The 21,686-nt window shown below is 70.3% G+C and carries 20 protein-coding genes; 13 read left to right on the forward strand and 7 right to left on the reverse strand.

What is annotated here, in order from left to right; all coding sequences use genetic code 11:
• The first annotated feature begins 189 nt into the window (after window positions 1-189).
• Together pheS and AB0B45_RS19370 are read left to right on the forward strand one after the other, a co-directional pair.
• Window positions 190-1,230, forward strand: a complete 1,041-nt coding sequence (gene pheS, locus AB0B45_RS19365; RefSeq protein WP_358132230.1) for a phenylalanine--tRNA ligase subunit alpha — start codon at window positions 190-192, stop codon at window positions 1,228-1,230.
• Entirely contained in the window at window positions 1,230-3,785 is a 2,556-nt protein-coding gene (locus AB0B45_RS19370; protein WP_358132185.1) for a phenylalanine--tRNA ligase subunit beta, read from the forward strand. Before pheS ends, AB0B45_RS19370 begins: the two co-directional genes overlap by 1 nt.
• 64 nt (window positions 3,786-3,849) lie before the next feature.
• On the opposite strand, the gene AB0B45_RS19375 is transcribed toward AB0B45_RS19370, so the two are convergent.
• Window positions 3,850-4,452, reverse strand: a complete 603-nt coding sequence (locus AB0B45_RS19375) for a Uma2 family endonuclease (RefSeq protein WP_358132186.1) — start codon at window positions 4,450-4,452, stop codon at window positions 3,850-3,852.
• 75 nt (window positions 4,453-4,527) lie between these two features.
• Here AB0B45_RS19375 and AB0B45_RS19380 point away from each other — a divergent pair, with 75 nt between their 5' ends.
• Entirely contained in the window at window positions 4,528-4,761 is a 234-nt protein-coding gene (locus tag AB0B45_RS19380) for a hypothetical protein (protein ID WP_358132187.1), read from the forward strand.
• A gap of 73 nt (window positions 4,762-4,834) precedes the next feature.
• On the opposite strand, the gene AB0B45_RS19385 is transcribed toward AB0B45_RS19380, so the two are convergent.
• From AB0B45_RS19385 to AB0B45_RS19400, 4 genes are all read right to left on the reverse strand, one after another.
• A complete protein-coding gene (locus AB0B45_RS19385) occupies window positions 4,835-6,130 on the reverse strand; it encodes an MFS transporter (RefSeq protein WP_358132189.1) in 1,296 nt (431 codons plus the stop codon).
• Between the two features lie 99 nt (window positions 6,131-6,229).
• The gene (locus tag AB0B45_RS19390) at window positions 6,230-6,580 is read right to left on the reverse strand and encodes a nuclear transport factor 2 family protein (RefSeq protein WP_358132190.1); all 351 of its coding nucleotides are present in this window, start codon (window positions 6,578-6,580) and stop codon (window positions 6,230-6,232) included.
• A 55-nt stretch (window positions 6,581-6,635) separates the two neighbouring features.
• On the reverse strand, window positions 6,636-7,040 hold the full coding sequence (locus AB0B45_RS19395; RefSeq protein ID WP_358132192.1) for a hypothetical protein: 405 nt from the start codon (window positions 7,038-7,040) through the stop codon (window positions 6,636-6,638).
• A gap of 158 nt (window positions 7,041-7,198) precedes the next feature.
• On the reverse strand, window positions 7,199-8,845 hold the full coding sequence (locus AB0B45_RS19400) for a class I adenylate-forming enzyme family protein (protein ID WP_358132194.1): 1,647 nt from the start codon (window positions 8,843-8,845) through the stop codon (window positions 7,199-7,201).
• 207 nt (window positions 8,846-9,052) lie between these two features.
• Here AB0B45_RS19400 and argC point away from each other — a divergent pair, with 207 nt between their 5' ends.
• The 9 genes from argC to AB0B45_RS19445 all read left to right on the forward strand — a co-directional run bounded on the left by argC (window position 9,053) and on the right by AB0B45_RS19445 (window position 18,107).
• Window positions 9,053-10,084, forward strand: coding sequence for an N-acetyl-gamma-glutamyl-phosphate reductase (argC, locus tag AB0B45_RS19405; protein ID WP_358132196.1), 1,032 nt, complete (start codon window positions 9,053-9,055; stop codon window positions 10,082-10,084).
• 67 nt (window positions 10,085-10,151) lie between these two features.
• Window positions 10,152-11,306: a bifunctional glutamate N-acetyltransferase/amino-acid acetyltransferase ArgJ gene (argJ, locus tag AB0B45_RS19410; RefSeq protein ID WP_358132198.1), complete on the forward strand. Its 1,155-nt coding sequence runs from the start codon at window positions 10,152-10,154 to the stop codon at window positions 11,304-11,306.
• On the forward strand, window positions 11,303-12,175 hold the full coding sequence (gene argB / locus AB0B45_RS19415; RefSeq protein ID WP_358132200.1) for an acetylglutamate kinase: 873 nt from the start codon (window positions 11,303-11,305) through the stop codon (window positions 12,173-12,175). The genes argJ and argB overlap by 4 nt, the downstream gene beginning before the upstream one ends.
• A complete protein-coding gene (locus AB0B45_RS19420) occupies window positions 12,175-13,344 on the forward strand; it encodes an acetylornithine transaminase (protein WP_358132202.1) in 1,170 nt (389 codons plus the stop codon). Before argB ends, AB0B45_RS19420 begins: the two co-directional genes overlap by 1 nt.
• Entirely contained in the window at window positions 13,337-14,335 is a 999-nt protein-coding gene (gene argF, locus AB0B45_RS19425; RefSeq protein WP_358132204.1) for an ornithine carbamoyltransferase, read from the forward strand. The genes AB0B45_RS19420 and argF overlap by 8 nt, the downstream gene beginning before the upstream one ends.
• On the forward strand, window positions 14,332-14,841 hold the full coding sequence (locus AB0B45_RS19430; protein WP_358132206.1) for an arginine repressor: 510 nt from the start codon (window positions 14,332-14,334) through the stop codon (window positions 14,839-14,841). Before argF ends, AB0B45_RS19430 begins: the two co-directional genes overlap by 4 nt.
• A gap of 2 nt (window positions 14,842-14,843) precedes the next feature.
• Window positions 14,844-16,043: an argininosuccinate synthase gene (locus AB0B45_RS19435; protein ID WP_358132208.1), complete on the forward strand. Its 1,200-nt coding sequence runs from the start codon at window positions 14,844-14,846 to the stop codon at window positions 16,041-16,043.
• Between the two features lie 34 nt (window positions 16,044-16,077).
• Window positions 16,078-17,499: an argininosuccinate lyase gene (gene argH / locus AB0B45_RS19440; RefSeq protein ID WP_358132210.1), complete on the forward strand. Its 1,422-nt coding sequence runs from the start codon at window positions 16,078-16,080 to the stop codon at window positions 17,497-17,499.
• Window positions 17,481-18,107, forward strand: a complete 627-nt coding sequence (locus AB0B45_RS19445; protein ID WP_358132212.1) for a DNA-3-methyladenine glycosylase — start codon at window positions 17,481-17,483, stop codon at window positions 18,105-18,107. The genes argH and AB0B45_RS19445 overlap by 19 nt, the downstream gene beginning before the upstream one ends.
• On the opposite strand, the gene AB0B45_RS19450 is transcribed toward AB0B45_RS19445, so the two are convergent.
• Window positions 18,044-18,448: a PH domain-containing protein gene (locus tag AB0B45_RS19450; RefSeq protein WP_358132214.1), complete on the reverse strand. Its 405-nt coding sequence runs from the start codon at window positions 18,446-18,448 to the stop codon at window positions 18,044-18,046. The two genes, AB0B45_RS19445 and AB0B45_RS19450, sit on opposite strands and share 64 nt — an antisense overlap.
• 81 nt (window positions 18,449-18,529) lie before the next feature.
• On the opposite strand from AB0B45_RS19450, the gene tyrS reads away from it, so the two are divergent.
• On the forward strand, window positions 18,530-19,795 hold the full coding sequence (tyrS, locus tag AB0B45_RS19455) for a tyrosine--tRNA ligase (protein WP_358132216.1): 1,266 nt from the start codon (window positions 18,530-18,532) through the stop codon (window positions 19,793-19,795).
• A gap of 27 nt (window positions 19,796-19,822) precedes the next feature.
• Here tyrS and AB0B45_RS19460 read toward each other — a convergent pair whose 3' ends face one another.
• The gene (locus tag AB0B45_RS19460; protein WP_358132218.1) at window positions 19,823-21,283 is read right to left on the reverse strand and encodes a glycosyltransferase family 39 protein; all 1,461 of its coding nucleotides are present in this window, start codon (window positions 21,281-21,283) and stop codon (window positions 19,823-19,825) included.
• Window positions 21,284-21,686: the final 403 nt, after the last annotated feature.

Raw genomic sequence — 21,686 nt, forward strand, 5'->3', positions numbered from 1 at the left:
GACCCGACGGGCTTTCCCACAGGCGCGGCGCGCGACCTCCCGAATTCCGCAGGCGGGCGTCGCCGCGCACGACCCTTCCTGCCGATCCGACTAGACTCGGGTCCGCTCAAGCCCTGGATACGGAGCTCTCTCTTGTCTGACTACGACCCCGTCGAGGTCACCCCTCTGCACGCCGACGAGCTGGCGCGCATGGAGGCCGACGCCGTCGCCGCGATCAAGACCGCGGGCGACCTCGACGCACTCAAGCAGGTGCGCCTCGCGCACGCCGGAGACCGCTCGCCGATCGCGCTGGCCAACCGCGAGATCGGCGCCCTGCCGCCAGCGGCCCGCGCCGAGGCGGGCAAGCGCATCGGCGGCGCCCGCAAGGCGATCAACGAGGCCCTCGCCGCGCGTCAGGGCGAGCTGGAGGCCGAGCGCGACGCCCGCGTCCTCGTCGAGGAGACCGTCGACGTCACGCTGCCGTGGGACCGGGCCCCCAGGGGCGCCCGCCACCCCCTGACCACCATGCAGGAGCGCATCGCCGACACCTTCGTCGCGATGGGCTACGAGGTCGCCGAAGGTCCCGAGCTCGAAGGCGAGTGGTTCAACTTCGACGCGCTCAACATCGCCACCGACCACCCCGCCCGCTCCGACCACGACACCTTCTTCGTGGAGTCCACCGACTCGGGCAAGGTGATGCGCACCCAGACCTCGCCGGTGCAGATCAGGGCGCTGCTGCAGCGGGGCGTGCCGGTCTACGTCGTCTCGCCTGGCAAGGTGTTCCGCACCGACGAGCTCGACGCCACCCACACCCCCGTCTTCCACCAGGTCGAGGGCCTGGCGATCGACGAGGGGCTGACGATGGCCCACCTGAAGGGCACGCTCGACAGGTTCGCCGAGGTCATGTTCGGCGAGGGCATCACCACCAGGTTCAGGCCCAACTACTTCCCCTTCACCGAGCCTTCGGCCGAGATGGACCTGAAGTGCTTCGTGTGCAGGGGCGCCTCCGCCGTCCCCGGCAACCCGCCGTGCCGCACCTGCAAGTCGGAGGGCTGGATCGAGTGGGGCGGCTGCGGCATGGTCAACCCGCGCGTGCTCGTCGCCTGCGGCGTCGACCCGCGCAAGTACTCCGGCTTCGCCTTCGGCATGGGCATCGAGCGGACGCTGATGTTCCGCCACAACGCCGAAGACATGCGTGACATGGTCGAGGGCGACGTCCGCTTCACCCTCCCGTTCGGAATGGAGATCTGATGAAGGTCCCGCTTTCCTGGCTGCGGGAGCACGTCGACCTCCCCGCCGTCACCGCGCACGAGGTGGCGGACAAGCTCACCGCCGCCGGCCTCAAGCTCGAGAGCATCACCTCCCACGGCCACGACGTGAAGAACGTCGTCGTCGGCGAGGTGCTCACGGTCGAGGAGCTTTCCGGCTTCAAGAAGCCGATCCGCCACTGCATGGTCGAGGTCGGCGAGGCCGAGCCGCGCCAGATCGTCTGCGGCGCCACCAACTTCGTGGCCGGCGACCGCGTGCCCGTCGTGCTGCCAGGCGGCGTGCTGCCAGGCGGCTTCGAGGTCGGCGCCCGCAAGACCTACGGCCGCCTGTCCGAGGGCATGATCTGCTCCGAGCGCGAGCTCGGCCTGGGCGACGACCACGACGGCATCATGGTCCTGCCCAAGGACACCCCGATCGGCACCGACGTGGTGGAGCTGCTCGGCCTGCGCGACGACGTGCTCGAGCTGGAGATCACCCCCGACATCGGCTACGCCCTGTCGATCAGGGGCGTGGCGCGCGAGGCGGCCACCGCCTTCGGCGTCGCCTTCCACGACCCCGCGGCCGTCGAGCTGCCCGCCGACACCGAGCCGTCCTACCCGGCCTCCATCGGCGACCCGACCGCGTGCGACAGGTTCGTGCTGCGCGAGGTGCGCGACTTCGACCCTTCGGCGCCCAGCCCGCTGTGGATGCGGACCAGGCTCACCAGGGCGGGTATGCGGCCCGTCTCGCTGGCCGTCGACGTCACCAACTACGTGATGCTGGAGCTCGGCCAGCCGCTGCACGCCTTCGACCGCTCGAAGCTGACCGGCGAGATCGTCGTACGGCGGGCGGCCCAGGGCGAGACGCTGGAGACGCTCGACCACGTCGTCCGCAAGCTCAACCACGACGACATCCTGATCACCGACGGCTCGGGCGCGATCTCGATGGCGGGCACCATGGGCGGCCTGCACACCGAGATCTCCGACGACTCGACCGACATCGTGATCGAGGCGGCCCACTTCTCCGCCACCGGCACGGCCCGCATGTCCCGCAGGCACAACCTGGTGTCGGAGGCGTCCAAGCGCTTCGAGCGCGGCGTCGACCGCGAGCTGCCGCTGGTCGCCTCGTGGCGGGCGGTGCAGCTGCTGACCTCGCTCGGCGCGGCCACGGCGGTTCCCGGCGTCACGCACGCCCAGACCGAGGTCTCGCCCGTGCGGATCGCGATTCCGACCTCTCACCCCGGCGACGTGGCCGGCGTGCCGTACTCCCGCGAGACGGTCGTCACCCGCCTGGAGCAGGTGGGCTGCCGGGTCGTGGCGGGCGCCGACCCGGCGCCGCAGCGCGGCGGCGTCGACCCCACCGGCGTGGTGTCCGGCGGCGACACCGACGGGCTGCTTGCGGTGACCGGCGACGACATGATCACGGTGACGCCGCCGTCGTGGCGTCCCGACCTCACCGACCCCAACGACCTGGCCGAAGAGGTCATCAGGCTCGAGGGCTACGCCGACCTGCCCCCGATCCTGCCCAAGGCGCCCGCGGGCGCGGGCCTGACCGAGGGGCAGCGCCTGCACAGGCGGGTCGGCCGCGCGCTGGCGGCCGCCGGCTACGTCGAGGTGCTGGCATACCCGTTCATCGGCGAGCGCGACCTCGACCACCTGCAGCTGCCCGCCGGCGACGAGCGCCGCCGTGCCGTACGGCTGGCCAACCCGCTGTCGGAGGACGAGCCGCTGCTGCGCACCACGCTGCTGCCCGGCCTGCTCAAGAGCCTGGTGCGCAACGTGGGCCGCGGCTTCGGCGACGTGGCGCTGTTCGAGACGGGCCTGGTCTACCGGCCCGCCGAGGGCGCGCCCGCCAAGGCGCCCGTGCTCGGCGTCGACCACCGGCCCTCGCCCGAGGAGCTCCAGTCGATCGAGTCCGCGCTGCCCAGGCAGCCGCAGCGGGTCGCCGTCGTGCTGGCGGGCGAGTTCGAGCGCTCCGGCTGGTGGGGCAAGGGCCGTCAGGCCACGTGGGCCGACGCGGTCCAGGCCGCCCGCCTGGTGGCGGGTGAGGCGCGCGTGGAGCCGGCCGTGGTCGCCGACCAGCACGAGCCGTGGCACCCCGGCAGGTGCGCCGCCCTCTACGTGGGCGACGCGCTCGTCGGCCACGCGGGCGAGCTCCACCCCAGGGTGATCGAGGCGTACGGCCTGCCGCCGCGCACCTGCGCCATGGAGCTGGAGCTCACCCGGCTGGAGCAGGCCATGCCAGGCCCGGTCGAGGCTCCCTCCGTCTCCTCCTACCCGATCGCCACCCAGGACGTCGCGCTGATCGTCCCCGACTGGACTCCCGTCGCGGACGTGGAGGCGGCGCTGCGTGACGGCGCGGGCGAGCTGCTGGAGTCGGTGCGGCTGTTCGACGTCTACACCGGCGCGCAGGCGGGCGAGGGCAACAAGTCGCTGGCCTACACGCTGCGCTTCCGCGCGGCCGACCGCACGCTGACGGTGGAGGAGACCACCGCCGCCCGTGACGCGGCGGTCGCGATGGCCGCCGACCGCGTCGGCGCACAGCTGCGCGGGGTATAAGGCCCTGAGACGCCGAAGGGGCCCGAGGATCACCTCGGGCCCCTTCGGCGTGTCTGGCCGACCGTCAGAGACTGTCGATCTCGGCGAGGTCGATGTCGAGGTCGAACGGCACGGTGAGCTTCAGCCTGTCGTGGTGGATGCCGGTGAGCGCGTAGGCGGCGGTGGCGGGGTCGAGCTCGTAGACGTAGACGACGGGGCGATCCGTGTCGTTCTCGACGCGCCAGAAGTGCTTGATGCCCGCTTCCGCGTAGAGCTGCGGCTTACGGTGGCGATCACGCACGCGTGATTCCGGAGAAACCACCTCCACGGAGAGCAGCACGTCGGCTGCTTGGTAGTAGGTCTCGTCGCCGTGTGCCGCGTCGGCGTGAATGACGCTCACATCAGGCTCAGGGCGTTGGCTCGGGCCGAGGACGACGCTCATCTCTCTGCGCACCTTGAACGTGCCCGGAGCCTGCCGTCGTAGCTCGAACTCGAGGAGGGAGAGCATGCGCATGTGGAAGGAGGCCTGTGGACTCACGAAGACCAAGCTTCCGTCGATCAACTCCGTGTGCGCAGGCAATTCCGGAATGTGATCGAGATCCTCCGCGACGAATCCCTCTGGCGGAGGAAAGACCCAGTCGGGCAGCGAGGGAGGCTTCATCTCCGGGATCACCGCTTCGGCCGTCATACGTCTACGGTAGCAATCTACGCCGCTCACGCCCGGTGAACGAGGAAGCGGGGCCGCGCCCTAGGCTTTTCGCCCATGAGGCAGTTGCTGGTGTTCGCCGAGCGGGACGACGCCGAAGAGGTCGCCGAGACGCTGGCCGAGTGGTTTCCCCGGCTCAGCGTGCCGTCCGTGGTCAAGGAGACGCTCGCGGGCGAGGACGACGCCGAGGACGCGCAGTGGCTCGTCGTGGTCGAAGGGCTCGACGAGGAACACCTGCCCCAGGTCGACGCGCTGGTGGAGGAGCGCGAGGGCTGGCGGGAGAGCGGCTGACCGTTCAGCCCGAAGGCCAACGCCGATCGCGAGCCGGAGGAGGTCGCGCACGGCAAGCCCAGCCCGTCCAGCCTCACGCCTGCGCGGGGGTGGTCGCGCGGCGGGCCTTCTCGGCCAGGGCGTGCTCGCTGGTCCTGGCGTCATAGGCGCGGAAGGACGGCAGCAGCCACGCCAGCAGCGCCACCGAGCCCACGCACAGCAGCCCGCCCGCGCCCATCGAGAACCTGGCGCCGCCCGCCTGCGCCATCAGCCCGGCCCGCGCGTTGCCGAGCATCGGGCCGCTGGCATAGGAGAGCAGCTCGATGCCGGCCAGGCGGCCGCGCAGCTCCTCCGGGATGGTCTGGTTCCACATGGTCATCCGGAAGATGCCGCTGATCATGTCGGCCGCACCCGCCAGCGCCAGGCAGAAGAAGATCGCCCAGATGTTGGGGATCACCGCCGCGAGCGCGATCGCGACCCCCCACAGCGCTGCCGCCAGAATCACCCCGAGACCCTGCCGTTGCACGCGCGCCGCCCAGGCCCCCGTGAGCGAGGCGACGAGCGAGCCGACGGCGCCGGCCGAATACAGCAGGCCGAGCGCCTGCGGCGCGCCGTAGTGGTCGACGATGAACGGGAACAGCGCCGTCGACATGGCGAACACCATCGCGGCGATGTCGACCAGGTAGGTGCCCATCAGGTCGCGCCTGCTCACCGCGTAGCGGACGCCCTCGACCAGCGACCTCAGCGACGCGGGAGCGGCGTCCTCCTTCGGCGGCACGGCCCTGATCCGCCACAGCAGCAGCAGCGAGAGCACGAAGCTGACCGTGTCGACCGCGTAGGCGGTGGCCACGCTGAAGGTGGTCACCAGCAGGCCGCCGAGGGCGGGTGCGGTGATGGCGCCGACGTTCCAGCGCAGGCTGGCGAGCACCGCCGCTGAGCCGAGCTGCTCGTGCCTGACGACCTGCGGGATCAGCGCCTCCAGGCTCGGCCGCTGCAGGCTGGCCAGGCCGGTGGACAGCGCGCCGACCACGTACAGCACCCAGATCTGGGGCTCGGGCAGCATCGCGTTGACCATCAGCAGCGCCGAGGTGACCATCAGGCCGACCTCGCCCAGCAGGATGACCTTGCGCCGGTCGAGCGCGTCGGCGATCGCGCCGCCCCACAGGCCGCAGACCACCATCGGCACGAACTCCGCCAGGCTGACCAGACCGACCGCGACGTAGGAGCCGGTCAGCTCCTTCATCTGGTACGGCACCGCGACCATCGTGATGAACGTGCCGAACATGGTGATGACGCCTGAGGCCATCAGCAGCCGGTAGTCGCGGGAATCGCGCAGCGGGCCCAGGTCGATCGTGACATGGGCAAGCAGGCGCTTGAGTCGGTCGGACACGAGAATTCATTCTGTTTTGGGACCGCAGGCCGGCGCAAAGGGTTTTCCCGCCACGAAAAGACGAAGGCCCCCTGGTCGGGGGCCTTCGGTGGGGGAGGGTCAGCCGGGCACTTTGTCCAGGAAGCCGAGCACCTGGCGGATCCTGCCGTCCTCGGCCAGCTTCAGCACGTCGAACCCGATGGCCAGCGCCTCGCCGCCGGCGGGGCCGAGGTGCCAGGTGAAGCGGACCAGGTCGTGGTGGGCGTCCTGCAGTTCGCCGGGCGTGAAGACCAGTCCGGGGAACATCTCCTGGGCTCCGGCGATCACCGCGGCGATGCCCTCGTGTCCCGCCACGTCGGCCAGCGGGTCGGTGTAGGTGGCGTCCTCGGTCCAGAGCTCGGCGACGGCCTTGGCGCGGGCCTCGGCGTCGGTCTCGTTCCAGGCGGCCAGGTAGCGCTCAACGATCGTCATGATTGTTCGTCCTTTCAGGCGATATTTCGGGTGGTGGTGATATGCGGTCGAGAGGTCAGCGGGCGGCCTTGCGCAGGCCCATGATCTGCAGCTCGGCGAAGGCGCCGACGACGAGGGCCTGGGCGATCGCCCAGATGGCGCCGATGGTGGTGAACTCCATGAGGCCGGTGACGACGGCGGCGACGCTGGCGAGGGTCCAGACGATGTTCATGGCGATCACGACCTGGGTGGCGGCCTTGCTGATGTTCGCCCTGCCGGCGAGGAACCCGACGGCCGCGCCGTACACGAGGAGGAAGACGCCGATCTCGCGCAGCATCCCCGCGTCGGTGCCGAGCAGACCGCTGACCGGGGCGGCGGCCAGCAGGTAGATCAGCCCGTTGCCGCCGGTGATGACGGCGTCCGCGGCCAGGGCCATGCGCAGGAACCTGGACCGGTCGACGGTGACGGAGATGGAGGTCATCGGGTGCTCCTTCGGAGAGTGTTTCGTTCCGGTGGTGCAACCGTGTCATCCGTGACATCAAGCTCGCGATTACGTGCCAGGTAACGACGCCGCTCTGCGGAGCGCTGACCTGCGGAAAGCCGGCGAAATTTGGTGTGGGGAGTCGATGCCGGAGCCGGTCAAAGGGCGAGGACCTCCTGGCGCAGTCGCGTCTTGAGGATCTTCCCTCCCGGGTTCCTGGGCAGCTCCGCCTCCCTGAACCAGTAGTGGGCCGGCACCTTGAACCCCGCGATCCGCTCCCTCAGGAATCCCGTCAGCTCCTCGGCCGTGGCGGGCGCCGACAGCCGCACCACGGCCCCCACCTCCTCACCGAGTTCGTCGTGCGGCACCCCGATCACCGCCACGTCGTCCACCGACGGGTGCTCGAACAGCGCCGCCTCCACCTCCGCGCAGTACACGTTCTCGCCCCCGCGGATCACCATGTCCTTCGCCCTGTCGACGATGTACACGAACCCCTCGTCGTCCACCCGCGCCAGGTCGCCCGTGTGCAGCCATCCGTCGACGAACGTCTCGGCCGTGGCGGCGGGCTTGTTCCAGTACCCGAGGATGACGTTCGGCCCCCGCAGGCACAGCTCGCCGACCTCGTCGGCAGGCAATGGCGCCCCCGTGGGGTCGGAGACGCGCACGTCGACGACGGCGGAGGGCAGCCCGATGCTGTCCGGCTTGCGGGCGTAGTCGGCGCCCGAGTTGTTGATGGCCAGGGCCGTCGTCTCCGTCATGCCGTACCCGTTGCTCGGCGCGCGGCCCGGCAGTTCGGCGGTGATGCGCTCCATGAGCTTGGGCGGGGCGGGGGCGCCGCCGTACGAGATGCCGCTGAGCGAGGACAGGTCGTACTTGCCCACGTCGGGGTGCGACAGCAGCTGCCAGGCGTTGGTGGGCACGCCGGTCATGCCAGTGATCCGCTCGCGTTCGATGAGCTGGAGCGCGAGCTCGGGGTCCCACTTGTACATGAGGACGAGCCCGCCGCCGGTGAACATGGTGCCCATGAGGACCGCGAAGCAGCCCGTCACGTGGAACAGTGGCACGGTCAGCAGCGTCACCCTGCGCTCGCCGGACATGCTCGACGGGTCCTTGCCCGCGAGAGTGACCGCCCTGATCAGCGAGTAGGCGACGGTCATCGGTGCCTGGCCGAGGTTGCGGTGGCTGCCGAGCGCGCCCTTGGGCAGCCCCGTCGTGCCAGAGGTGTAGAAGATCGTCGCGGGGTCCTCGGGTGACAGCTCCACCTCGGGGAGCGTCACGTCCGCCCTGACCTCGCCCATGACCTCATCCCACGGCCGCCCGTGGCCCGAGCCCCTGGTGACGATCATCGGCACGCCCGTGTCCGCCAGCCGTTCGGCCCGCTCGCCGTCGGCGATCAGCACCTTGGCGCCGGAGTCCGAGACCCCGTAGGCCAGCTCCTGCGCGGTCCACCAGGCATTCAGCGGTACGGCTATCGCCCCGGCCGCCAGCACGGCGGAGAAGGAGACGACCCACTCGGGGTAGTTGCGCATGGCGATCGCGACCCTGTCGCCCTTGGCCACGCCGTAGTCCTCGACGAGCCTGCGCGCCAGAGTCGCCGCCCGCCGGTAGTGCTCCTCGTAGGTGATGCGCTCGTCCTCGTAGCTGAGGAAGACCTTCTCGCCCTGGAAGCGGCTGTTCTCGAGCATGGTGCGGAAGTGTCCCGGTGCGTGCTTCCACGTGCGGATCCCGGAGGCGAGCTCCTCGGTTTCGAACAGCTGGCCCTCTGCCGTGAGCTGGGCTTGGACCTGGGCGTGCGTGATGCTCATGGGCAAGAACTCCCGCAGGGTCTGTTAACCGGAAAATCCACAGTACCGACCGGTAGGTACGTCGCGCTAGATCCTCGATTTTGGGGGGTTATGCACCTTGTGGGCGGTAAGTCCCGTCTCGCATCGCGGGCACCGCGGACGGGCTCGCTTGCATGCCCATCGAGCCACATGCATAATCTTCCTAAGCAAAAACATGAGTAAGGGTGAATGAGTATGCAGCGTGTGGCGATCGCCGGAGCCAGCGGCTACGCCGGAGGTGAGCTCGCGCGCCTGCTGCTCACGCACCCTGAGCTGGAGATCGGCGCGCTGACCGCGGCGACGAGCGCGGGCAGCCCGCTCGGCGCGCACCAGCCGCACCTGCCCCAGCTGGCCGGCCGGATCATCCAGGAGACCACCGCCGAGGTCCTCGCCGGGCACGACGTGGTCTTCCTCGCGCTCCCGCACGGCCAGTCCGCCGCGATCGCCGCCCAGCTCGACGACGACAGCGTGGTCGTCGATTGCGGAGCCGACCACCGGCTCGCCGACCCCGCCGCGTGGGCCGAGTTCTACGGCGGAGCCCACGCCGGCACCTGGCCCTACGGCCTGCCCGAGCTTCCGGGACAGCGCGACCTCCTCAAGGCCGCGCGGCGCATCGCTGTACCCGGCTGCTACCCGACGGCCGTCACCCTCGCCCTGTTCCCCGCCTACGCCGCCGGCATCGCCGAGCCCGACGTCGTCGTGGTCGCCGCCACCGGCACCAGCGGAGCGGGCAAGGCGCTCAAGCCGAACCTGCTCGGCAGCGAGGTGATGGGCTCGGTCAGCGCCTACGGCGTCGGCGGCGTCCACCGCCACACGCCCGAGATGGAGCAGAGCCTGTCGGGCGTCGCGGGCGTCCCCGTCACCGTCGCCTTCACCCCGATGCTGGCCCCCATGAGCCGCGGCATCCTCGCCACCTGCACGGCTCCCGCCACCCCCGGCCTCACCAGGGCCGCGCTCCGCGAAGCGTACGAGAGCGCGCTGAAGGACGAGCCGTTCGTCACGCTGCTTCCCGAGGGCGCCTGGCCCGCCACCGCGATGACCTACGGCGCCAACACCGCGGCCCTGCAGGTCACGCTGGACGAGCGGGCCGGCCGGGTGGTCGCCGTCATCGCCATCGACAACCTCACCAAGGGCACGGCGGGCGGCGCGATCCAGAGCGTCAACCTCGCCCTCGGCCTACCAGAAGAGCTCGGTCTTCCCCAGAACGGAGTCGCCCCGTGAGCGAGCGTAGCGAGGGAACCATCAGACACTGTGCGTTGACGCTCATGCGTCCGACGAAGGAGGACGCATGAGCGTCACAGCGCCCCTCGGTTTCAAGGCAGCGGGTATCGCCGCAGGCATCAAGGCCAGCGGACACCGCGACCTGGCCCTCGTCGTCAACGAGGGGCCCAACCGCGCCGCGGCGGGCGTCTTCACCGCCAACCGCGTGAAGGCCGCCCCCGTCCTGTGGTCGCAGCAGGTCCTGGCCGGAGGCAGGGTGCGCGCGGTCGTCCTCAACTCCGGCGGCGCCAACGCCTGCACGGGACCCGAGGGATTCCAGGACACCCACGCGACGGCCGAGAAGGTCGCCGACGTGCTCGCCGACTCGGCCGGCGAGATCGCCGTGTGCTCCACCGGCCTGATCGGCGAGCGGCTCCCGATGGAGACGCTGCTGGCGGGTGTCGACAGCGCCGTGACCCAGCTCTCCCGTGACGGCGGCCTGGCCGCCGCCGACGCCATCCGCACCACCGACACCGTCTCGAAGATCTCCTTCAAGCGCGGCGAAGGCGGGTACATGGTCGGCGGCATGGCCAAGGGCGCAGGCATGCTCGCCCCCGCGCTGGCGACCATGCTCTGCGTGATCACGACCGACGCCGACCTCACCTCGGAGCAGCTCGACGCGGTGCTGCGCAAGGCCACGTCGAAGACCTTCGACCGGCTCGACGCCGACGGCTGCATGTCCACCAACGACACCGTGCTGCTGCTGGCCAGCGGCGCCTCGGGCGTCACGCCCGACCTCGACGAGTTCGAGAAGAAGATCACCGAGGTGTGTGCCGACCTGGCCAGGCAACTGCTGGTCGACGCCGAAGGCGCCTCCAAGGCGATCGCCATCGAGGTCGTCGGCGCCGCCAGCGAGGACGACGCGGTCAAGGTCGGCCGCACGGTCTCCCGCTCGAACCTGCTCAAGTGCGCCATCCACGGCGAGGACCCCAACTGGGGCCGCGTCCTGTCGGCGGTCGGCACCACCGACGCGGTCTTCGAGCCCGACCGGATCAACGTCGCCATCAACGGCATCTGGATCTGCAGGGGTGGCGCCGTCGGCGACGACCGCGCCAAGGTCGACATGCGCCCGCGCGACGTCACCATCACCGTCGACCTGTCGGCGGGCCCGCACTCGGCGACCATCCACACCACGGACCTGACCGCCGCGTACGTGCACGAGAACTCGGCGTACAGCTCATGAGGGCCAACGGAGCGCTCGCCAAGGCCGGCACGCTGATCGAGGCGCTGCCGTGGCTGGCCAGGTTCAGCGGCGCGACCGTCGTCATCAAGTACGGCGGCAACGCCATGACGGAGGAGAAGCTCAAGGAGGGCTTCGCCGAGGACGTCGTCTTCCTGCGCTACGCCGGCCTCAAGCCTGTCGTCGTGCACGGCGGAGGACCGCAGATCAACGCCCAGCTCGACCGGCTCGGCATCGAGTCGACGTTCACCGCGGGCCTGCGGGTCACCACCCCCGAGGCCATGCAGGTCGTCAGGATGGTCCTGGTCGGCCAGGTCAACCGCGACGTCGTCGGCCTGATCAACCACCACGGCCCGTTCGCCGTCGGAATGTCGGGAGAGGACGCCCACCTGTTCACCGCCGAGCGCAAGCACGCCGTCGTCGACGGCGAGCGGATCGACCTCGGACAGGTCGGCGAGATCGTCAGGGTCGACTCGGGTGCGGTCCAGGCGATGCTCGACAACGGCCGCATCCCTGTCATCTCCAGCGTCGCGCGCGGCGACGACGGCCAGGTCTACAACGTCAACGCCGACACCGCCGCCGCCGCGCTGGCCGTCGCGCTCAAGGCGCAGAAGCTGATCGTGCTCACCGACGTCGAGGGCCTGTACGCCAACTGGCCCGACGACACCGACGTCATCGACAAGCTCGAGGCGGCCGAGCTCGCCGAGATGCTGCCCACCCTGTCCAGCGGCATGGTGCCCAAGATGGAGGCCTGCCTGACCGCCGTGCGGGGCGGCGTGCCCCAGGCGCACGTCCTCGACGGCCGCGTGCCGCACTCCCTGCTGCTCGAGATCTTCACCGACCACGGAATCGGAACCATGGTGATGCCCTGATGGACCTGTACACGAGGTTCGAGAACGCCTTCATGCCGAACTACGGCGTCCCGCCGCTGGCTCTGGCCCGAGGCGAGGGCACCACGGTGTGGGACGTGGAGGGCAGGCCGTACCTGGACTTCATCGGCGGCATCGCGGTCGACTCGCTCGGCCACGCCCACCCCGCGCTGGTGGAGGCGGTATCGAAGCAGGTCGCCACCCTCGCCCACACCAGCAACCTGTTCCTGCACGAGCCCGAGGTGCTGCTCGCCGAGAAGCTGCTCGAGCTGCTGAAGGCGCCCGCCAAGGTCTTCTTCGCCAACTCGGGCACCGAGGCGAACGAAGCCGCCTACAAGCTGTCGATCAAGTACGGCAAGGCCACAGGACGCTCCTACTTCGTCGCCACCGAGAACGGCTTCCACGGCCGCACCATCGGCGCCCTCTCTCTGACCGGCAAGAAGGCGATCCGCGACCAGTTCGGCCCGTTCCCCGTCGAGGTCCGCTTCGTGCCGTACGGCGACGCCGACGCGCTCGCCCAGGCCGTCACCGAGGAGTGCATAGCCGTCTTCCTGGAGCCCACGCAGGGCGAGGCGGGCGTGGTGCCGCCACCGGACGGCTACCTCAAGGCCGCCCGCGAGATCTGCACCTCGGCGGGCGCGCTGCTGGTCGCCGACGAGATCCAGTCGGCCATCGGCAGGACTGGACACTGGTTCGCGCACCAGGCCGACGGCGTCGTCCCCGACATCCTCACCCTGGCCAAGGGGCTCGGCGGCGGGCTGCCGATCGGCGCCTGCATCGGCTTCGGCTTCGCCGGCACGCTGTTCGACAAGGGCGATCACGGCTCGACGTTCGGCGGCAACCCCGTCTCGTGCGCCGCAGCGCTCGCCGTCCTGGCCAACGTCGATCTCGAGCACGTCAACCAGGCCGCCGAGCTGCTGTGGTCGGGCCTGGAGGGCGTGCGGCACCCGCTGCTGAAGGGCGTGCGCGGGCGCGGCCTGTGGCTGGCGCTGGTGCTCAACGAGCCCGTCTCCGCCAAGGTGCAGCAGGCCGCGCAGAACGCGGGCTTCCTGGTCAACGCCCTGCAACCCGACGCGGTACGGCTCGCCCCTCCACTGGTCGTGACGGCCGAGGAGATCCAGTCCCTCGTGGCCGCCCTCCCCGCGATCCTCACGGAGGCCTCGCATGGTTAGCAACAACGCGAACGCGGCGCGCATCAGGCACTTCCTGAAGGACGACGACCTGTCGCCGGCCGAGCAGACAGAGGTGCTCGACCTGGCCGCCGCGATGAAGAAGGACCCGTACGGCTACCGCCCCTTCGAGGGCTCCAAGACCGTAGCCGTCCTGTTCGACAAGCCGTCCACCAGGACCCGCGTCTCCTTCGCCGTCGGCATCGGCGAGCTGGGCGGCCTGCCCCTGGTCATCGACGGCGGCACCTCCCAGATGGGCCGCGGCGAGCCGATCGAGGACACCGCCAGGGTGCTGGAGCGCCAGGTGGCCGCCATCGTGTGGCGCACCGGCGCCCAGCAGCGCATCGTCGCGATGGCCTCGGCCTCGAACGTGCCCGTGGTGAACGCGCTGACCGACGAGTACCACCCCTGCCAGATCCTCGCCGACCTGCAGACCGTCAGGGAGAGCTTCGGCAGGACCGCGGGGCTGACCCTCGCCTACTTCGGCGACGGCGCCAACAACATGGCCCACTCCTACCTGCTCGGCGGCGCGACCGCGGGCATGCACGTGCGGATCGCCGCTCCCCTCGGCTTCCAGCCCGACCCCGAGATCCTGACCAGGGCCGCGGCGATCGCCGAACAGACCGGCGGCACCGTCGTCGTCCACCAGGACCCGGTGGTCGCGGCGCACGGCGCGGACGTCGTCGCCACCGACACCTGGGTGTCCATGGGGCAGGACGGCAAGGAGGAGCGCGTGGCGACGCTCATGCCGTACCAGGTGAACTCCGCGCTGATGGCTCACGCGGCCCCCGAGGCGATCGTGCTGCACTGCCTGCCCGCCTACCGCGGCTACGAGATCAGCGCCGAGGTGCTCGAAGGGCCGAGCAGCGTGGTGTGGGACCAGGCCGAGAACCGCCGCCACGCGCAGAAGGCACTCCTGCACTGGCTCGTGACCGAGCGCAGCGAGGGCACAAACGGACACAGCGCTTCCGGGCCGACGAAGGAGGCCCGATGACCATTCCGATGACCAAGGTCGCCAGGCAGGCGAAGATCACCGACCTGCTGCAGCGCCAGGCCGTCCGCTCCCAGCCCGAGCTGGCCAAACTGCTCGCGGAGAGCGGGCTCGAGGTCACCCAGGCCACGCTCTCCCGCGACCTGGACGAGCTCGGCGCGCTCAAGCTGCGCGCCGAGGACGGCTCGCTGGTCTACGCGCTGCCAGGCGAGGGCGGCGGGCGCATCCCGCTGGCCAGGCTCGGCACGGGGGAGTCGCCGGCGGCCAGGCTCAACCGCATCGCCGAAGAGCTCCTCGTCTCCGCCGACGCCTCCGCCAACCTGGTCATAGTCAGGACACCGCCCGGCGCCGCCCAGTTCCTCGCCTCCGCCATCGACCACGCGGACTGGGAGTCCATCCTCGGCACCGTGGCAGGAGACGACACCATCCTCGTCATCAGCCGCGACCCGCAGGGCGGCCAGTCGGTGGCGGACAGCCTGCTCAACATAGCCAACCGCAAAGGATCATGATCATGTCCGAGAGAGTGGTACTAGCCTTCTCCGGGGGGCTCGACACCTCCGTCGCCATCCCCTTCCTCGCCGAGAAGATGGACGCCGAGGTCATCGCCGTCGCCGTCGACCTCGGCCAGGGCGGCGAGGACATGGACGTCATCCAGAAGCGCGCCATCGACTGCGGCGCGGTCGAGTCCGTCGTCATCGACGCCAAGGAGGAGTTCGCCGCCGACTTCTGCGTCCCGGCGCTGCAGGCCAACGCCCTCTACATGGACCGTTACCCGCTGCTGTCGTCGCTGTCGCGACCGTTGATCGTCAAGCACCTGGTGAGCGCGGCCAAGCAGTTCGGCGGCACGACGGTCTCACACGGTTGCACCGGCAAGGGCAACGACCAGGTCCGCTTCGAGGCCGGTCTGGCCGCGCTGGCCCCCGGCCTCAAGGTCGTCGCCCCCGCCCGCGACTTCGCCTGGACCCGCGACAAGGCCATCGCCTTCGCCGAGGAGAAGGGCCTGCCGATCGAGACCAGCAAGAAGAACCCGTACTCGATCGACCAGAACCTCTGGGGCAGGGCCATCGAGACCGGCTACCTCGAGGACATCTGGAACAGCCCGACCGAGGACATCTTCGCCTACACCTCCGACCCCGCCCAGCCGCGCGAGGCCGACGAGGTCGTCATCACCTTCGAGCACGGCGTGCCCGTGGCCCTCGACGGGCGCAGGCTCACGCCGTTCCAGGTCGTCGACGAGCTGAACAAGCGCGCGGGCGCCCAGGGCGTCGGCAGGATCGACATGGTCGAGGACCGGCTCGTCGGCATCAAGTCGCGCGAGGTCTACGAGGCGCCCGGCGCGATCGCGCTGATCACCGCGCACATGGAGCTGGAGAACGTCACCGTCGAGCGCGACCTGGCCCGCTTCAAGCGCGGCGTGGACCAGCGCTGGAGCGAGCTCGTCTACGACGGCCTGTGGTTCTCGCCGCTGAAGAACGCCCTCGACACGCTCATCGCCGACGCGCAGAAGTACGTCAGCGGCGACATCAGGATGACGCTGCACGGCGGCCGCGCCGTCGTCACAGGTCGGCGCTCCGAGCAGTCGCTGTACGATTTCTCGCTGGCCACCTACGACACGGGCGACACGTTCGATCAGTCGCTCGCCAAGGGGTTCGTGCAGCTGTGGAGCCTGCCGTCCAAGATCGCGGCAGCCCGTGACGCCAAGCATGGCTAGGATCGCGGGGGACTTCGCGGAAAAGACGGAGGGTATGACGGTGAGTGATGGCAAGCCGATGAGGCTGTGGGGCGGGCGCTTCGAGTCGGGCCCTGCCGACGCGCTGGCTCGGCTGTCGGTGAGCGTGCACTTCGACTGGCGGCTGGTGCCGTACGACCTGATGGCCTCGCGGGCGCACGCCCGCGTGCTGAATCGGGCGGGACTGCTGACGGACGAAGAGCTCGAGCGCATGATCGGCGCGCTCGACGACCTGGAGAACGCCTGCAAGAGTGGCGAGTTCCGGCCGACGGTCGCCGACGAGGACGTGCACACCGCGCTGGAACGCGGGCTGCTGGAACGGCTCGGCTCCCTCGGCGGCAAGCTGCGCGCCGGGCGCAGCCGCAACGACCAGATCGCCACCGACCTGCGCCTGTACCTGCGCGACCACGTGCGCACCATCGTCTCCAGGCTGGTGGAGCTGGAGACGGCGCTCATGGCACAGGCCGCCACCCACGCCGACACGGCGGCGCCCGGCATGACGCACCTGCAGCACGCGCAGCCGGTGTCGTTCGGCCACCAGCTGCTGGCGCACGTGCACGCCTTCGCGCGTGACATCGACCGCCTGATCGACTGGGACAAGCGGGCCGCCGTCTCGCCGCTGGGCTCCGGCGCGCTCGCGGGCTCGTCGCTGCCGCTCGACCCCGTCGTCGTCGCCGCCGAGCTCGGGTTCGACGCCGCCGCGCCGAACTCGATGGACGCCGTCGCCGACCGCGACTTCGCCGCCGAGTTCCTGTTCGACGCGGCGATGATCGGCGTGCACCTGTCGCGGCTGGGCGAGGAGATCGTCCTGTGGGCCTCGCAGGAGTTCCGCTGGATCGAGATGGACGACGCCTACTCGACCGGCTCGTCGATCATGCCCCAGAAGAAGAACCCCGACGTGGCCGAGCTCGCCCGCGGCAAGTCGGGGCGGCTCATCGGCAACCTCATGTCGCTGCTGACCGTGCTCAAGGGCCTGCCGCTCACCTACAACCGCGACCTGCAGGAGGACAAGGAGCCGGTCTTCGACACCGTCGACACCCTGCTCCTCGTGCTGCCCGCGGTGGCGGGGCTGGTCTCCACCATGCGCGTCAACACCGCCCGCATGTCGGCGACCGCCTCCGACGGCTTCGCCCTGGCCACCGACCTGGCCGAGCTGCTGGTCCGCAAGGGCGTGGCCTTCCGCGACGCGCACGAGGCCGTCGGCCACCTGGTCGTCTACTGCCAGGTCAACGACGTCGACCTGGGCGACGTGAGCGACGAGGACCTGGCCAAGGTGTCCGCGCACCTGACGCCGGACGTCCGCGACGTCCTCAACGTGCCCGGCGCGCTGGCCGCGCGCAAGGCGCACGGCGGCACCGCGCCCGACAGGGTCCGCGACCAGCTCTCCGTCCTGCGCGAGACCGTCGACGTGCAGGCGGCATGGGCGTCGAACTTCTGACGAGGGACTTCTTCGACAGGCCCGCCCACGAGGTCGCGCCCGAGCTGCTCGGGCGCGTCCTCGTGCACGGCGACGTCGGCGTCAGGCTGACCGAGGTCGAGGCGTACGGCCTGCCGGGGGAGGACCCCGCGTCCCACACCTACCGGGGACGGACCCCCCGCAACGCGGTCATGTTCGGGCCGCCTGGGCACCTCTACGTCTACTTCACGTACGGCATGCACTACTGCGCCAACCTCGTCTGCCTGCCCGAAGGGCACGGCTCGGCGGTGCTGCTGCGCGCGGGCGAGGTCGTGTCGGGCCTCTCCCATGCGCGTGCCCGCAGACCGGGCGTCAAGGACCGTGACCTCGCGCGCGGCCCTGCGAGGCTGGCGGTCGCGCTCGGGATCGGCCGCCCCGACAACGGCCTCGACATGGTGGGAAATGTCATGACGGGAGGGCCGGTCGGGCAGGTCGCCTCAGGGCCGAGGACCGGGATCTCCACCGGCGTCGACACGCCATGGCGGTTCTGGATCGCCGGCGACCCGACCGTCTCGCCGTACCGCGCTCACACCCCGCGGCGGCGCAACAGCGCGGCGACCTCCGTGCAGGAGGCGCCTCCCAGCTCGTAGCCGCTCACCAGGTGCAGGTTATCGCCCGTGTCGATCTCGAGCATCTCGCTGCGCAGGCCGAACCGCCTGCGCACGTCGACCCGCACGTCCTCGATCTGGTCCCACGGGACGTGGCGCCTGCCCGCGAAGCCGTGGACGACGGTGATGCCGCTCGGGTCGGCGGCCAGCCGTACGGGGACGAGCACATCCCTGACCCCCATCGCGCCCACCAGCAGGGTGGCGGGCACGGCCAGGATCACGCCGCGCACGTCACCGGTCAGATACCAGTAGACGCCGAGCCCCGCACACGCCAGAGCCCCTAGGATCTTGAAAACGGCCAGCTCGCGACGGACCCTCCACATGGACACCGAGCGTATCCAAGTGGCGAGGATGCCCGCTTATCGGGCAGGCTGTAGCCAGTCAACCTCAACCTTGGGAAAGCCGTGACCGACATCCTCGATGAGCTCGAATGGCGCGACGTGCTCGCGCAAACCACCGACGTCGACGCGCTGCGCAAGGCGCTGTCCGAGGGTCCGATCACGGTCTATGCGGGCTTCGACCCCACCGCGCCCTCCCTGCACGTCGGCAACCTGGCCACGCTGCTCATCCTGACCAGGTTCCAGCGGGCGGGGCACAAGCCGATCGGACTGGTCGGCGGTGCCACCGGGCTCATCGGCGACCCGAGCGGGCGCAGCACCGAGCGGGCGCTGAACACCTCCGACGTCGTGGCGGAATGGGTCCGCCGCATCCGCGTCCAGGTGGAGAAGTTCCTCTCCTTCGAGCCGGGGCCGACGGCGGCGACGCTGGTCAGCAACCTCGACTGGACCTCCGAGCTGTCGGCGATCGACTTCCTGCGCGACGTCGGCAAGCACTTCCCCGTCAACCGCATGCTCGCCCGCGAGTCCGTGGCGGCCCGACTGGGCGGTGACGGGCTCAGCTACACCGAGTTCAGCTACCAGATCCTGCAGGCCAACGACTACCTGGAGCTGTTCAGGCGGCACGGCTGCACGCTGCAGCTGGGCGGCAGCGACCAGTGGGGCAACATCACCGCGGGCGTCGACCTGATCCGCCGGGTCGAGGGCGGCCACGTGCACGCGCTCACCGGCAAACTGATCACCAAGGCCGACGGCACCAAGTTCGGCAAGACCGCGGGCGGGGCCGTCTGGCTGGATGCGGCGCTGACCTCGCCGTACGCCTTCTACCAGTACTGGCTCAACGCCGACGACCGCGACGTGGTGCGCTTCCTCAAGGTGTTCACCTTCCGCTCGCGGGAGGAGATCGAGGAGCTGGAGAAGGCGGTGGCCGAGCGGCCGTTCGCCCGTGAGGCGCAGCGGGCGCTGGCCGAGGACCTCACCACCATGGTTCACGGGGCCGACGAGCTGGCGGCCGTGGTCGCGGCGTCGAAGGCGCTGTTCGGGCAGGGCTCCCTCGACGAGCTGTCGGCCTCGACGCTGGAGGGGGCGCTGGCCGAGGTGCCGCTGGCCAAGGTCGACGCGCTCGGCGCCTCGCTGGCGGACCTCATGGCCGAAAGCGGGCTCGTGGAGTCGAAGTCGGCGGCCAGGCGGGCGATCAAGGAGGGCGGCGCGTACCTCAACAACGTGAAGATCACGGATGAGGCCTTCGCGCCCACCTCGGACGACCTGCTGCAGGGGCGCTTCCTGGTGCTGCGTCGCGGCAAGAAGTCGATCGGCGGGGTCGTCGTCGGCTGACCTGCCGCTGTGATGGCGGGCCTTCCCTCAGGGGAGGTCCGCCTTCCTCTTGTACAACGACACCGTCAGGCCGGGGGTGTCGGCCGAGTGCCAGGCCTGGGCTCGGTCGAATCCCGCCTGCCGTACCTTCTCGATCGCGGGCAGCTTCTCGTCCTTCGCGCCCCGCCACACCAGCCACACCCTGTCGCGCCCCTCGAGCGCGGCGGCGACGTCCCCCTTCTCGGGGTAGGCGAAGCTGTCGGGCGCCGGCGCGGTGCCCTCCAGGAGGACGTCGTCGGGCATGACGGCCTTCGCGTAGTAGTCGAAACCGGTGCGCAGGGAGCTCTGGCCGTACACGATCGCGTCGCCGGGTTCGAGCTTCATGCGGCGGAGCGCCCACGGGACGTCCTCGAAGCGGCCGTTCGGCTCGCGAATCTCCAGATGCTGCGGTACGGCCAGCGCGCCCGCCGCGAGCGTGAGGGCCACGGCGGCGGGGATCGCGAACCGGGGCACCTCGGCCACCGCGATCGCCGCCAGCAGCGCGAGCGCAGGAGCGGTGACGAAGAGGTAGCGGTCGACGTACGCGGGTGTCACCAGATGGGAGACCGCCAGCAGCAGGACGGGCGGGAGCGCCAGCCAACCGATGAGCGCCGGCCCCCACCGCGTGTCCCGCCTGACCATGAGCACGGCGCCGGCCAGGGCGGCCGCGAACAGGAGAAGACCGATCTCGGTCGCGCCGGCCGCCATCTTGGGAAACTTGAGCAGGACCTCGGGCCCGCGCTGGGGGATCCAGCTGATCGCGTGGCGCTCGCCGTACCCGATGAGTCCGAGCGCGGCCGCGGGCACGAACCCCGCGGCCATGGCCAGCACCATGTTCCTGGTGCTTCTGCGCAGGAGGGCGAGGTGCGCGGGGAGGACGAGTACGGCGAACAGGTGCGTGCAGCCGATGAAGGCCACGGACACGGCGTACTGGACCCACCTCGCCCGATGCAGGCGCGTCGCGGGATGCAGGCACGTCGCGCGATGCAGGCACCAGAAGGAGATCGTGACGGCCGCGGCGGCGAAGGCGTAGGACCTGGCGAAGGCGCCGTAGTACGAGACCGAAGGGAGCACGGCGAACAGTGCGGCCGCGGTGAGGCCCGCGGTCAGGCCGTGCAGGCGGCGGCCGAGCGAGACCAGGAAGGCGGCGGCGACGCCGATGGCGAGTGCCGAGGGAAGGCGGAGCCAGATCTCCGCCTCGCCGAGCTTGGTCCAGAAGTGCATGAACAGGTAGTACGGCAGGAAGTGGCCGTCGATGTGCTGGGCGAGCTCCCACAGGCCGGGCAGGTCGCGCCTGGCCGAGCTGAGCGTGGCCAGCTCGTCGCCGTTGAGCGTGGCGGCGCCCGACCCGGTCAGCGCGATGGCGTACGCCACGATGCCCGCTGTGATGGCGGCCCATGGAGGGGTGCGGGAGAGGGTGCGGGGGAGGGCGCGCGGGGGGCTGTCAGGTGCGGCAATTGTGGCTGTCACTTAGTGGAGGATACGGGCAGAGATCAATAGGCCCGAACGCGGATTTGACGGGATGGCGATCGCGACCTAGTCTCGTCTGTGCCCCGGGAGCGAGCCGGACGCCGCACGACGGCGGACGGGCCCTGAGGGACACTTCTTCTCAACGCACTTCTGCCAGAACGGCGCACCCCCGCATCGCCCGGAAAATCGGTCGATTGGACAAGCGCCAAATGGCACGGTAAGTTAAGAGGGTTGCCCCGGAAGCGGGGTGGTCGAGATTGTAGCCAGGTTGACCGGTTTGACAGCAAATCGGGCGAAATGGTAAAGTTAAGACATAACGAAGCGAGTGCGGCCGGGTGGTTGACGGTCTGGCGTCCGTTTCTTGAGAACTCAACAGTGTGTTAAAAGCCAGTGCATGATTTAC

This window comes from Nonomuraea sp. NPDC049152 (assembly GCF_040648355.1).
Classification (GTDB): domain Bacteria; phylum Actinomycetota; class Actinomycetes; order Streptosporangiales; family Streptosporangiaceae; genus Nonomuraea.